Source organism: Pseudomonas sp. TH34, assembly GCF_016650865.1.
In the GTDB taxonomy this organism is placed as follows: Bacteria; Pseudomonadota; Gammaproteobacteria; order Pseudomonadales; family Pseudomonadaceae; genus Aquipseudomonas; species Aquipseudomonas yamanorum.
In genome coordinates this window covers 282709-295675 of the sequence record NZ_JAEKFB010000010.1, presented here as the reverse complement: position 1 = coordinate 295675, position 12967 = coordinate 282709, and the positions used below count along the sequence as shown (strand labels likewise).

The following is a 12967-nucleotide window of genomic DNA, read 5'->3' as shown; positions in this document are numbered from 1 at the left end:
AAAGCTCGACAGCTCCCACATTTAATCTCCTTTACCTGAGAATCACCGTTCGCTACTTCAGGCCCAGGCGCTTGGCCATCCGTCCCAGGTTGGCCCGGTCCAGGCCCAGCTCGCGGGCGGCGCTGGCCCAGTTGTGCTGGTGGCGTTCCAGGCAGGCACTGATGACCTGGCGCTGGTAGTTCTCGGTGGCCAGGCGCAGGTCGCCGGTGACGTTCGGCACGGGGTCGGGCTGCTCATCGAGCGGTGGTGCGGTGGCATTCGGCAAGTCCAGGTCTGCTGCGCTGAGGCTGAGAATCTTCGGCCGTTCCCGGCAGTTGCCCAGGGCTTTCAGGGCGCTGCGGCCGATCAAGTGTTCCAGTTCGCGCACATTCCCCGGCCACGTATAAGCCAGCAGTGCCGCCTGGGCATCGCTGGTCAGGCGCAGGCTGCCCAGGCCCATGCGCGAGCGGTTCTGTTCAAGGAAAAACCCCGCCAGCAACAGCACATCGCGGCCACGCTCGCGCAGCGCCGGGACTTGCAACGGGTACACACTCAAGCGGTGATAAAAGTCGGCACGATAGCGGCCGCTGCGCACTTCTTCGGCCAGATCCCGGTTAGTGGCAGCGATCAGGCGCACATCCACCTGATGCTCCTTGTCAGACCCCAGGCGCTGCAACTGACCACTTTGCAGCACCCGCAGCAGCTTGGCCTGCACGGTGAGGGATAATTCGCCCACTTCATCCAGGAACAGCGTGCCGCCATTCGCCAGCTCGAACTTGCCCCGGCGTTCGTTCAGCGCACCGGTAAACGCCCCGCGCACATGGCCGAACAGCTCGCTTTCCACCAGGGTTTCCGGCAGGGCGGCGCAGTTGAGGCTGATCAGCGGTTTCTCGGCGCGGGATGAGGCGGCGTGGATCGCCTGGGCCACCAGCTCTTTGCCGACGCCGGTCTCGCCGGTGATCAGTACGGTTAAATCGCTGCCGCCCACCAGGTTGATTTCTTCCACCAGGCGTTTGTGGGTCTTGCTCTGGCCGATCATCTCCTTGTGCTGCTGGCCGCTGGCCTGGCGGTAGATTTCGGCCCGCTGGTGTTCGTCTTCGGCCCGCAGGGCCAGGCGTTCGATGCGTTCGGCAACATTCACCGTTGCGGCAGCAAGGCTGGCGAAGGCTTGCAGGGCGTCCAGCTCCACCCGTTCGAAGCGCTCGGTGTCCAGGGCGTCGAGGGTCAGCAGGCCCCAGGGCTGGTCGTCTACGAACAGCGGGCAGCCCATGCAGTCATGAACTTCAAGGTGTCCATGCAGGCCATCCACCAAACCGTCATAGGGGTCGGGCAGTTCGCTGTCGCTGTCAAAGCGGGTGGGGCCGGGGCTGCTGAGCAGCACACCAAAGCGCGGATGCTCGCTGACCTTGAAGCGCCGGCCGAGGGTGTCGGTGCTCAAACCATCCACCGCCAGCGGCACCAGCCATTCGCCGTCGAGGCGCAGCAGGGCGGCGGCGTCGCAGGGCAGCAGGGCGCGCATGGCCTGGAGCAGGCGCCGATAGCGCTCGCCTTCGGGCAGTTCGCGGGACAGGTCGGCGACCAGGGGCAGCAGGGTGGTGAGCAGCGGCTTCGCAGTCATAATGACTCCTTGTAGTCATAGTGACTATAAAGTGTAGGAGGTCATACTGACTACATCTAATTCAAGCTTCTGATTTATAAGGTTTTATTAGTTGGCATGAATACTGAGTAACAAAGGGTAATCAGTAAGAAGACTCAGGAGTCTGCCATGCTTAGTGCCCAAGACCGTGCCATCGTCAAATCCACCGTGCCCCTGCTGGAAAGTGGCGGCGAAGCCCTGATCACCCATTTCTACCGGATGATGCTGTCCGAGTACCCCGAAGTTCGCCCGCTGTTCAACCAGGCCCACCAGGCCAGCGGCGACCAGCCCCGGGCGTTGGCCAACGGCGTGCTGATGTACGCCCGCCACATCGACCAGTTGGACCAGTTGGGCGACCTGGTGGCGAAGATCATCAACAAGCACGTGGCCCTGCAGATCCTGCCGGAGCATTACCCGATTGTCGGTACCTGCCTGCTGCGAGCGATTTCCGAAGTGCTGGGCAGTGAAATCGCCACCCCTGAAGTGATGAGCGCCTGGGGCGCTGCCTATGGCCAACTGGCCGACATCCTGATCGGTGCCGAAGCGGCTATCTATAAAGAGAAGGAAGAAGCGCCGGGCGGCTGGCGTGGTGCGCGGCCTTTCACCTTGGTCAAGCGGGTGGAGGAGAGCGCTGAAATCATCTCGTTCTACTTCGCGCCTGTGGATAAAGGCCCGATCCTGGCGGCTGAGCCCGGGCAATACATTGGCATGAAGCTGGTGCTGGAGGGTGAGGAAGTGCGCCGCAACTATTCCCTGTCGGCGCGTGGCGACTCGGGCCAGTACCGCATCAGCGTCAAGCGCGAAGCCGGTGGCCGGGTGTCGAACTACCTGCATGACCAGTTCCAGGTGGGCGCAACCATCGATCTGTTTCCGCCATCGGGGGAGTTCACGTTGGCGGCCAGCGACAAGCCCCTGGTGCTGATCAGTGGCGGTGTCGGCATCACGCCAACCCTGCCGATGCTGGAAGCGGCCCTGGCCACCGAGCGCCCGATCCACTTTATCCACTGCGCGCGTAATGGCGGCGTGCATGCGTTCCGCGAGTGGGTGGATGGCCTCGCCGCGCAGCATCCGCAGCTCAAGCGTTTTTATTGCTACGCCGAAGACGATGGCGTGAGCCCGGCGGCGGACAAGGTTGGCATGCTGAGCCAGGAGCAATTGGCGGCGTGGTTGCCCCAGGAGCGGGACGTGGATGCGTATTTCCTGGGGCCTAAAGGCTTCATGGCGGCGGTCAAGCGTCACTTGAAGGCCTTGGGCGTGCCGGAGAAGCAGAGCCGGTATGAGTTCTTTGGGCCGGCGTCGGCCTTGGAATAACTTACTCGGTCAAAAATGTGGGAGCGGGCTTGCTCGCGAAGGCGGTGTATCAGAAGCACATTCAGTGACTGACACTCCACCTTCGCGAGCAAGCCCGCTCCCACAATTTTGATCTCCATTTTCCCTGATTAATCTCCTGTTAATGCCTCCTGTTTAAACCTCCTCACGCCAACAGCTCAACTTTCACCGTCCACGTGTAAACTTGCGGCCATTGGCACAACCAACATTGGCTAAAGGGAAACGGGGATGATCGACGAATTGCGTTTGGGCAGGGAGCGACGCTTTCTGGTACTGCTGGGCATTATTTGCCTGGCGCTGATCGGCGGGGCGCTGTACATGCAGGTGGTGCTGGGCGAGGCACCGTGCCCGCTGTGCATCCTGCAACGTTATGCCTTGCTGCTGATCGCGATCTTCGCCTTCATCGGTGCCGCCATGCGCACCCCCCGCAGCGTCACGGTGTTTGAAGCACTGGTGACACTCAGCGCCCTCGGGGGTGTCGCTGCCGCCGGCTATCACGTGTACATCCAGTTCTTTCCGAAGGTCAGCTGCGGCATCGATGTGCTGCAACCGATTGTCGATGGCTTGCCGCTGGCATCAGTGTTTCCCCTCGGCTTCCAGGTCGACGGTTTCTGCGAGACGCCTTACCCGCCCGTTCTCGGCCTGTCCCTGGCCCAATGGGCGCTGGTGGCCTTTGTGCTGACGGTGATCCTGGTGCCACTGGGCATTTACCGTAATCGCCAGAGCAAAGCCTGATCCGTAGATGATCAAACGCCCCGGCCTTCCTATAAGAAGGCCGGGGCGTTTTTGTTTGTAGGCATTTTGTGAAGGGACCGTGACGCGGGGCAAGTTTGGGTGCGCGCAGCATGCGACATGTTGTCACACGGAAGCTGTCGCAGGACGTTTCTCACGCCCGTAAACGCGGCATAAATTTGCATGGAACGGCGTTTTGTGGCTGTCAGTTCGTCGTCTGGCCGGTGCCGCGAGCGGCTTGAGCTCCGTGACATTGCCTGATGTCCGAATGCCTTGTTTTTAGGGCACTTGGATGCATTTTCGATGCCCCTACAGCTTGTGGGGGATGTGGCGAAATGCCCAATAACACGGCATTTTTTGTGGTTTTTGTCGAGAATCAAACGCGATACGATCGCGGACCTTTGCAATAATGGTGAAGGATTATTGCTGGAAACGATAAAAATTATTTCTGGATAAGACATGGTTTATACATCGCTAGCTAACTACAATCGCCCGCATTGAATGTCCGGTGCTGCTCACCCCTGAGCAAACTAGGGCGGTCGAGAAGCGGATGTAACGTTTCGTGCGATCCCAGGTGCCGGCAGCCTTTCAACTATCCGCACCAAATGGAATTGGTCTGTAACAAGGCCTTTGACCAACGAATTCGAATAAGAACTCACCGCTAGCCCGGGACGTGTCGATTCGCGCAAGGCGCGACGGGCAGGCCCTTATTCAATCGAAGAGAAATGCCAACCCTTGGCAGGGTGAAGTGTTGGCGATCAAAACCCAACTGCATTGCGCAAGCTGCTTTAGAGGTCGTGAGATGAGTAAAAACAGGTACCCCCGATTACTAGGCTTTTTGCCGCTGCTTGGCATGATGTTAATGCTGGGAGGCTGCAAGTGGACCTTGCTCGACCCTAAAGGTCAGGTCGGTCTGGATCAACGCAACCTGATCATCACCGCCACCCTGCTGATGCTGTTGGTCGTGGTGCCCGTGATCATCATGACGTTCGCGTTCGCCTGGAAATACCGCGCGTCGAACACCAGCGCCACCTACGCGCCGAAGTGGTCGCACTCCACCAAGATTGAAATCGCGGTGTGGCTGGTGCCGATCCTCATCATCATCGCCCTGGGTTACATCACCTATAAGTCGACCCATGAGCTGGACCCGTACCGTCCGCTGGACTCCGACGTCAAGCCGATCAACATCGAAGTGGTCGCGCTGGACTGGAAGTGGCTGTTCATCTACCCGGACCTGGGTATCGCCACGGTGAACCAGATCCGGTTCCCGGAGAACACCCCGCTTAATTTCCGGATCACCTCCGACGCCGTGATGAACTCGTTCTTCATCCCTGCACTGGGTGGCCAGATCTACGCGATGGCAGGCATGCAGACCCGTCTGCACCTGATCGCGAACGAGAAAGCTGAAATGGAAGGCATCTCCGCCAACTACAGCGGTGCTGGCTTCACCGGCATGAAATTCAAAGCGATCTCGACGAGCCAGGAAGATTTCAACGCCTGGGTAGCCGAAGTCAAGGCCGCACCTAAACAGCTTGATCAAGCTGAATACGACGCCCTTGCCAAACCAAGCCAGAACAACCCAGTCGCCCTGTACTCCACGTACGAGCCGGACCTGTTTCAGAAAATCGTCGACAAGTACGAAGGTATGAAGCCAGGCAAGCCGATCGAGCACGAGAAGAAAGAAGTGGCCGCGGTTGAAGGTTCTGACACGGGCTCGCATTCAACTGCTGGGGCAGAGGAGTAAACGATGTTTGGTAAATTAAGTTGGGATGCGGTCCCGTTCCACGAGCCGATCGTGATGGTGACCATCGCCATGATCGCGCTGGGTGGTCTGGCACTGTTTGCAGGTATCACTTACTTCAAGAAGTGGACCTACCTGTGGACCGAGTGGCTGACTTCGGTCGACCACAAGAAAATCGGCGTCATGTACGTCATCGTTGCCATGGTCATGCTGCTGCGTGGTTTTGCCGACGCCATCATGATGCGTACCCAGTTGGCCATGGCCACCGAGGGTTCGCCTGGCTACCTGCCTCCTGAACACTATGACCAGATCTTCACCGCCCACGGTGTGATCATGATCATCTTCATGGCGATGCCTTTCTTCACCGGCCTGATGAACCTTGCCTTGCCGCTGCAGATCGGTGCGCGTGACGTTGCGTTCCCGTTCCTGAACTCCCTGAGCTTCTGGCTGCTGGTGTCCGGCGTGGTACTGATCAACCTGTCCCTGGGCGTCGGCGAATTCGCCAAGACCGGTTGGGTTGCGTATCCGCCATTGTCGGGCCTGGCCTACAGTCCGGGCGTGGGTGTGGATTACTACATCTGGGCGCTACAGTTATCAGGACTCGGGACGACACTGACGGGGGTCAACTTCCTGGCCACCGTCTTGAAAATGCGCGCCCCTGGCATGAAGCTGATGGACATGCCGATCTTCACCTGGACCTGCACCTGGGCCAACGTTCTGATCGTTGCATCGTTCCCGATCCTGGCTGCAACCATGGCGTTGTTGTCGCTTGACCGTTACCTGGATTTCCACATTTTCACCAATGAACTTGGTGGCAATCCGATGATGTACGTGAACCTGTTCTGGGCATGGGGTCACCCTGAGGTGTACATCCTGATCCTGCCAGCGTTCGGTATCTTCTCTGAAGTGATCTCGACCTTCTCGGGCAAGCGCCTGTTCGGTCACCACTCGATGATCTACGCTTCGGGCGCGATCTCGGTACTGGGCTTCATGGTTTGGCTGCACCACTTCTTCACCATGGGTTCGGGGGCCAGCGTCAACGCGTTCTTCGGACTGGCGACGATGCTGATTTCTATCCCGACGGGGGTGAAGCTATTTAACTGGCTGTTCACCATCTATCACGGTCGTCTGCGTATCACCAGCCAGGTTCTTTGGACCCTGGGCTTCATGGTGACCTTCGCGATCGGCGGCATGACCGGCGTACTGCTGGCCATCCCGGGTGCTGATTTCGTACTGCACAACAGCCTGTTCGTAATTGCTCACTTCCACAACGTGATCATCGGCGGCGCAGTATTCGGCTACATCGCAGGTTTCAGCTTCTACTTCCCGAAAGCGTTCGGCTTCAAGCTGCACGAAGGCTGGGGCAAGGCTGCATTCTGGTTCTGGATCTCGGGCTTCTTCGTCGCGTTCATGCCGCTCTATGCACTGGGCTTCATGGGCATGACCCGTCGTCTGAACGCCACCACCAACCCTGAGTGGGTACCGTACCTGTACGTTGCCATGGTCGGTGCACTGATGATCGCTGTCGGTATCGCCTGCCAGTTGATTCAGCTGTATGTCAGCGTGCGTGATCGCAAGCAGAACATGTGCGAATCCGGCGACCCATGGAATGCACACACCCTGGAATGGTCGACTTCGTCGCCACCGCCGTTCTACAACTTTGCCGTACTGCCGAAGGCCGACAGCATCGATCCGTTCACCGAAGCCAAGGAAGACGGTACTGCGTACCAGAAGCCAGCACGTTATGAACCGATCCACATGCCTAACAACACCGCTACCGGCGTTGTGATGGGCGCGCTGTTGACCGTGTTCGGTTTCGCGATGATCTGGCACATCTGGTGGCTGGCCATCGTCAGCCTGGTGGGTACCATCGGCTACTTCATCGTTCACGCTGCCCGTGATGACCAAGGCTACATGGTGCCGGTCGACGTGATCGAACGCATCGAAGCCGAGCAACACGCTCGCCTGGTTGCCGAGAAGAAGATCCCGGCCAACCGTGTTGAAACCTCGTTGGAACAGGCTTAAACCATGTCGAACTTAGTGACCAATGCTGGACACGCCCATGTCGATGACCATGGGCACGATGACCATCACCACGACTCGGGGCCAATGACCGTATTCGGTTTCTGGCTCTACCTGATGACCGACTGCATCTTGTTTGCGTCGATCTTCGCGGTGTACGCGGTACTGGTAAACAACGTAGCGGGTGGCCCGTCGGGCCACGACATCTTCGAACTGCCTTACGTGCTCGGCGAAACCGCCTTGCTGTTATTCAGCTCGATCACCTACGGCTTCGCCATGCTGGCCTTCTACAAGGGCAGCAAGAAAGGCGTCCTGAGCTGGTTGGCACTGACCTTCCTGTTCGGCCTGGGCTTCATCGGCATGGAGGTCAACGAGTTCCACCTGCTGATCTCCGAAGGTTACGGCCCGCACCGTAGCGGCTTCCTGTCGGCGTTCTTCACGCTGGTAGGGACCCACGGTCTGCACGTGACTGCCGGTCTGATCTGGATGGCGACCATGATGTATCAGGTCAACAAGCATGGCCTGACCAACACCAACAAGACGCGCCTGAGCTGCCTGAGCCTGTTCTGGCACTTCCTGGACGTGGTCTGGATCTGCGTCTTCACCGTTGTCTACCTGATGGGGACTCTGTAATGGCTAATGCACATTCCCATGACAGCCACGATGACAGCCACGGCAGCGTCAAGTCGTACGCCATCGGCTTCATCCTGTCGGTCATCCTGACGCTGATCCCGTTCGGCCTGGTGATGTACCCGACCTTGCCGAAGTCGATCACCTTGATGATCGTCCTGGCGTTCGCGGTGATTCAGGTTCTGGTTCACCTGGTGTACTTCCTGCACCTGGACCGCTCGAAGGCTCAGCGCGATAACGTGATTGCGTTCGTGTTCGCAGGTTTGGTGATCCTCCTGCTGGTTGGCCTGTCGGTATGGATCATGTTCAGCATCCATACGTTCATGATGGCGAAGTGAGGTAAGACCCGATGTCGCTTAAGCACTTTATCCAAATCACCAAACCGGGGATCATTTTCGGTAACGTGCTTTCTGTGGCAGGCGGTTTCTTCCTGGCCTCCAAGGGGCATGTCGATCTGGCCATTTTCCTGGCAGCGATGATCGGCACGTCCCTGGTGGTAGCTTCCGGTTGTGTATTCAACAACTGCATCGACCGCGATATCGACATCAAGATGGAACGCACCAAGAATCGTGTGCTGGTCCAGGGCCTTATCTCCCTGAAACTGGCACTGATCTTCGCGACCGTTTTGGGTATCGCCGGCGTGGTGTTGTTGTACAAGGTGGCCAACCCGCTGGCGGCGCTGTTTGCCGTGATCGGCTTTGTCATCTACGTCGGCTTCTACAGCCTGTACCTCAAGCGCAAGTCGGTTCACGGCACGCTGGTGGGCAGTCTGTCGGGGGCGATGCCGCCGGTGATTGGTTATGTGGCTGTGACCAATAGCTTCGACATGGCCGCGCTGGTGCTACTGGTGATGTTCAGCCTGTGGCAGATGCCGCACTCCTATGCCATCGCGATCTTCCGCTTCAACGACTACCTGGCTGCCTCGATTCCGGTTCTGCCGGTCAAGCGTGGCATCAAGGTCGCCAAGAAACACATCCTGCTCTACATCCTGGCCTTCCTCGTGGCGACCTTGATGTTGACCTTCAGTGGCTACGCCGGCATGAGCTACCTCGCCGTTGCCGCCGCCATGGGCATGTACTGGTTGTACATGGCCTGGACCGGCTACAAGGCGGTGGATGACACCGTCTGGGCACGCAAGCTGTTCGTCTTCTCGATCTTCACCATCACCGCCTTGAGCGTGATGATGTCCCTGGATTTCCAGGTGCCGAAAGAGTTGCTGCTGACGTACGCTCACTGAGTGATCAAGCAGTAAAAAACCCCGCCTTCGAAAGAAGCGCGGGGTTTTTTATTGAGGGGCCTTTAAACTATGCCAAATCTTACAAATGCAGGAAGCAGCGTGATGAGTAAAAAAGCCGTTATCGTATTCAGTGGTGGGCAGGACTCGACAACCTGTCTGATCCAGGCACTGCCGCTGTATGACGAAGTGCACTGCATAACGTTTGATTATGGCCAGCGTCATGTGGCGGAAATCGAAGTCGCGCAAAAACTCTCCAAGCAACTGGGTGCCACCGTTCACAAGGTGATGGACGTGTCCCTGTTGAACGAACTGGCCATCAGCAGCCTGACCCGCGACAACATTCCGGTACCCACGGTGAACAGCTCAGGCGAGAGTTTGCCGAGCACCTTTGTGCCGGGCAGGAACATTTTGTTTTTGACCCTGGCGGCGATCTACGCCTATCAGGTCAAGGCGCAAACCGTGATCACCGGCGTGTGTGAAACCGACTTCTCCGGCTATCCCGATTGCCGGGACGAGTTCGTCAAGGCGCTGAATAAAGCGCTTCAGTTGGGCATGGAATACGACGTGCGCCTGGAAACGCCGTTGATGTGGCTGAACAAGGCCGAGACCTGGGCCCTGGCGGACTATCACCACCAGCTGGACTTGATCCGCAACCAGACCCTGACCTGCTACAACGGCATTATCGGCACGGGCTGCGGCAACTGTGATGCGTGCAACCTTCGCGCGCGGGGCCTGAACGACTACCTGGAAAACAAGGCCGCCGTCATGCAGAGCCTGAAAAGCAAGCTGGCGTGATGTCGATCGTTCCCACGCTCCGCGTGGGAATGCATCCCGTGACGCTCCGCGTCACAAAGGCGGACGCGGAGCGTCCAAAGCGGCATTCCCACGCAGAGCGTGGGAACGAGCATCAGTTGGCGTATCGCCCGTGATGTAGCGCTTGAACAGCGAGCGGGCGCCATAGGCCGGCAGGATATTGAAGAAGGCAAAGCAGACTTTGATCGCGATCTGCACGTAGATCATGTTCAGGATGTCGCTGGTTTGCATGGCGCCGTAGAACGCGATGAAACAGAACAGGAAACTGTCGATAATCACCGCGAAGAAAGTACTCAGGAAAATGCGCAGGAACAGGTACCTGGAGTTGGTCAGCTCTTTGATCTTGCACAGCAGGTACGAGTTGATGTTCTCCGACACCAGGAATCCCTGCATTTGCAGGCCCAAACCTGGTGCGCGAGGTATCCCCTCGCGGATTACCTGCACAACTGAGCAAATATCCAAATGGATGTTTCATATTAGTGCGGGATGAATTGCTGTACGGTGTTTAAGCGGCTGTTATAGACGGTCGCGTTATTGCTCATATCCATAATTAACAAGCTGCATGACAGCTTGGCGTTCTCCTGGCAGTTATAAAAAGGGCTCTTAAAGTCCGTTCAACCTCCGTGAACGAAGTACTCAGCCTTTTGCAGTGAAGTCGAACTTGGCCCGTGCGCCGATAGTGGTTCGACTCATGAGGAGATATCCCGTGATAACCCGAAGAAAACTCCTGTACTCAGGCGCAGCCTTCACCGGTGCCGGCCTGTTTGCCCCGCTGTGGGCCGGTGTTGCGCTGGCCCAGGAAGTCAGCAGCGCCGCCAGCGACGACATCGAATCCTTCCGCCAACTGTCGATGTTCCTCCTCGAACGCCCGAGCCTGGATGCCACCTTGTCCTTGCGCATCCTGGCCCAGTGCACCCAGAACGACCCCGAGTTCCCGCAGAAGATGAAAGCCTTGTGGAGCAAGGTTGGCCAGCATCACTTGCGTAGCGTCGGCCAGTTGTCCGGCAGCCCGTTCTACGCCGACCCGGTGATCAAGGACACGACGCAGAAAATCGTCTCCGCCTGGTACCTGGGCTACACCGGCACGCCGGTGTCCCTGCGCGCTACCGACGGCACACGGCTGGTGACCTTCACCGGCGCGCTGGCCTACCAGCCGACCGCGGACGCCACGGTGATCCCGACGTACTCCCGGGGAAAAACCAATTACTGGGTGAATCCTCCGGCCACGCTGGCCAACGACTAAGACAAGGCACTTTTATGAATCAGGATTTTGACGCCGATGTCATCGTGGTTGGCTCCGGCGCATTAGGCAGTAACGCAGCCTTTGAATTGGCCAAACTCGGCAAGTCAGTGATTATTCTGGAAGCGGGTGAACATATTCCCCGCTGGAAGATAGTCGAGAACTTCCGTAATTCGTCGAACAAGGGCAATTACAACTCACCCTATCCCAATGAGCCGTGGGCCCATCATTCTTATGATGAGCAGTACATCGAGAACACCGGTTCTTTCGAGTTCCGCCCCGGTATGTTGAAACTGGTGGGCGGCACCACCTGGCACTGGGCGGCGGCGTGCTGGCGTTATTTGCCCAACGATATGAAGCTCAAGACACTCTACGGAGTAGGTCGCGACTGGCCCCTGGAATACAGCGAGCTGGAACCCTATTACGTGCGCGCAGAAATTGCCCTGGGCGTGTGCGGCAGTGACACCCAGGACCAGAGCGGGCAGGGCGGCGGCGCTTTCCCGCCGCGCTCAAGCCCTTATCCAATGGCGCCGGAAGGCGATACCTACCTGTTCCAGCGCCTGCGCGAACGCATGGCCCCGGCCGGTTATCACTTTATCCATGAGCCCAATGGCCGTGCCACCGAACCCTACGACGGGCGCCCGGCGTGCAGCGGCAACAACAACTGCATGCCGGTCTGCCCCATAGGCGCGATGTACAGCGGCGATGTGCACGCCCGCCATGCGGAACAGGCCGGCGCCAAGCTGATCACCGACGCCACTGCCTACAAGCTGGAAAAAGGCGCGGACGACAAGATCGTCGCCATCCATTACCGCAGCTCCACCGGCGCTGATGTGCGGCTCACTGCCAAGTACTTCATCGTTGCCGCCCACGGCCTGGAAACCCCCAAGCTGCTGCTGATTTCCGAGGTGGCCAACTCCTCCGACCAGGTCGGTCGCAACCTGATGGACCACACTGGCCAAGGCCTGCAATTTATCGCCGACGAGCCGTTGTGGCCGGGACGCGGGGCAGTGCAGCAGGGCGGGATATTCAATCGCCGCGACGGCGAATTCCGCAAGGAACGGGCCTCAGTCAAGCACTCGATCTCCAACAACGTGCCGAACATTGCCGTGGCCAAGCGGCTGATCGCCCAGGGCGTGTACGGCAAGGAGCTGGACGAACGCATCCGCCACGACGCGGCGCGCTGGGTCGATGTCTCCACCGTCTACGAAACCCTGCCGCTTTCGACCAACACCGTGCGCCCGAGCCGCACCCGCAAGGACGCCCTGGGCATCCCGATGCTGGTGGTCAACTACGAGGTGGGCGATTACGTGAAGGCGGCCAAGTCCGGTGTTACCGAAGACTATGCGCACTTTGTGCAGCTGATGGGTGGCACGGTCGTGGAAGACAACACCGGCTACCAGAACCGCGACCACCTGATGGGCACCGTGATCATGGGCGCCAACCCCAAGGACTCGGTGGTCAACCACGAGTGCCGCACCCACGACCACGCCAACCTGTTCCTCGCCACCACCGGGGTGATCCCGGCTTCCGGCACCATCAACCCGACTCTGGCCGGCGTGGCGCTGAGTATCCGTATGGCCGACATCATTGCGCGGGAGGTCTAGG

11 protein-coding genes and 1 pseudogene are annotated in these 12967 nt (G+C 58.7%); 10 read left to right on the top strand and 2 right to left on the bottom strand.

The genetic code is table 11. The features are described 5' to 3' along the window. Window positions 1-52: 52 nt before the first annotated feature. Entirely contained in the window at window positions 53-1597 is a 1545-nt protein-coding gene (norR, locus tag JFU58_RS06200; RefSeq protein WP_201140079.1) for a nitric oxide reductase transcriptional regulator NorR, read from the bottom strand. A gap of 147 nt (window positions 1598-1744) precedes the next feature. On the opposite strand from norR, the gene hmpA reads away from it, so the two are divergent. The 8 genes from hmpA (at window position 1745) to queC (ending at window position 10101) form a co-directional block, all read left to right on the top strand. Next, window positions 1745-2926, top strand: a complete 1182-nt coding sequence (gene hmpA, locus JFU58_RS06195) for an NO-inducible flavohemoprotein (RefSeq protein WP_063027315.1) — start codon at window positions 1745-1747, stop codon at window positions 2924-2926. Between the two features lie 246 nt (window positions 2927-3172). Then, on the top strand, window positions 3173-3679 hold the full coding sequence (locus tag JFU58_RS06190; protein ID WP_093205410.1) for a disulfide bond formation protein B: 507 nt from the start codon (window positions 3173-3175) through the stop codon (window positions 3677-3679). Window positions 3680-4478: 799 nt separating this feature from the next. Then, window positions 4479-5420 (top strand): ubiquinol oxidase subunit II, encoded by a 942-nt coding sequence (gene cyoA / locus JFU58_RS06185; protein WP_008435619.1) that lies wholly within the window; start codon window positions 4479-4481, stop codon window positions 5418-5420. 3 nt (window positions 5421-5423) lie between these two features. After that, complete coding sequence (cyoB, locus tag JFU58_RS06180; protein WP_003216371.1) at window positions 5424-7442, top strand: cytochrome o ubiquinol oxidase subunit I; 2019 nt, start codon at window positions 5424-5426, stop codon at window positions 7440-7442. Between the two features lie 3 nt (window positions 7443-7445). Continuing rightward, window positions 7446-8072, top strand: a complete 627-nt coding sequence (locus tag JFU58_RS06175) for a cytochrome o ubiquinol oxidase subunit III (RefSeq protein WP_008435616.1) — start codon at window positions 7446-7448, stop codon at window positions 8070-8072. Then, window positions 8072-8407 (top strand): cytochrome o ubiquinol oxidase subunit IV, encoded by a 336-nt coding sequence (gene cyoD, locus JFU58_RS06170; protein WP_003216374.1) that lies wholly within the window; start codon window positions 8072-8074, stop codon window positions 8405-8407. The genes JFU58_RS06175 and cyoD overlap by 1 nt, the downstream gene beginning before the upstream one ends. A gap of 11 nt (window positions 8408-8418) precedes the next feature. Next, window positions 8419-9306, top strand: a complete 888-nt coding sequence (gene cyoE / locus JFU58_RS06165; RefSeq protein WP_017480052.1) for a heme o synthase — start codon at window positions 8419-8421, stop codon at window positions 9304-9306. Between the two features lie 102 nt (window positions 9307-9408). Then, window positions 9409-10101: a 7-cyano-7-deazaguanine synthase QueC gene (gene queC / locus JFU58_RS06160; protein ID WP_063027319.1), complete on the top strand. Its 693-nt coding sequence runs from the start codon at window positions 9409-9411 to the stop codon at window positions 10099-10101. 51 nt (window positions 10102-10152) lie between these two features. Here the strand turns inward: queC and JFU58_RS06155 are convergent. Next, window positions 10153-10503, bottom strand: a pseudogene (locus JFU58_RS06155) (VUT family protein); the annotation flags it as partial. Between the two features lie 322 nt (window positions 10504-10825). On the opposite strand from JFU58_RS06155, the gene JFU58_RS06150 reads away from it, so the two are divergent. Both JFU58_RS06150 and JFU58_RS06145 read left to right on the top strand, forming a co-directional pair. Continuing rightward, window positions 10826-11362, top strand: a complete 537-nt coding sequence (locus JFU58_RS06150) for a sugar dehydrogenase complex small subunit (RefSeq protein ID WP_201140078.1) — start codon at window positions 10826-10828, stop codon at window positions 11360-11362. A 14-nt stretch (window positions 11363-11376) separates the two neighbouring features. After that, entirely contained in the window at window positions 11377-12966 is a 1590-nt protein-coding gene (locus tag JFU58_RS06145; protein WP_201140077.1) for a GMC family oxidoreductase, read from the top strand. Window position 12967 lies beyond the last annotated feature (1 nt).

Coding starts and splice junctions, on each gene's coding strand:
- norR (WP_201140079.1), bottom strand. CDS start 1,597: ATGACTGCGAAGCCGCTGCTCACCACCCTGCTGCCCCTGGTCGCCGAC.
- hmpA (WP_063027315.1), top strand. CDS start 1,745: ATGCTTAGTGCCCAAGACCGTGCCATCGTCAAATCCACCGTGCCCCTG.
- JFU58_RS06190 (WP_093205410.1), top strand. CDS start 3,173: ATGATCGACGAATTGCGTTTGGGCAGGGAGCGACGCTTTCTGGTACTG.
- cyoA (WP_008435619.1), top strand. CDS start 4,479: ATGAGTAAAAACAGGTACCCCCGATTACTAGGCTTTTTGCCGCTGCTT.
- cyoB (WP_003216371.1), top strand. CDS start 5,424: ATGTTTGGTAAATTAAGTTGGGATGCGGTCCCGTTCCACGAGCCGATC.
- JFU58_RS06175 (WP_008435616.1), top strand. CDS start 7,446: ATGTCGAACTTAGTGACCAATGCTGGACACGCCCATGTCGATGACCAT.
- cyoD (WP_003216374.1), top strand. CDS start 8,072: ATGGCTAATGCACATTCCCATGACAGCCACGATGACAGCCACGGCAGC.
- cyoE (WP_017480052.1), top strand. CDS start 8,419: ATGTCGCTTAAGCACTTTATCCAAATCACCAAACCGGGGATCATTTTC.
- queC (WP_063027319.1), top strand. CDS start 9,409: ATGAGTAAAAAAGCCGTTATCGTATTCAGTGGTGGGCAGGACTCGACA.
- JFU58_RS06145 (WP_201140077.1), top strand. CDS start 11,377: ATGAATCAGGATTTTGACGCCGATGTCATCGTGGTTGGCTCCGGCGCA.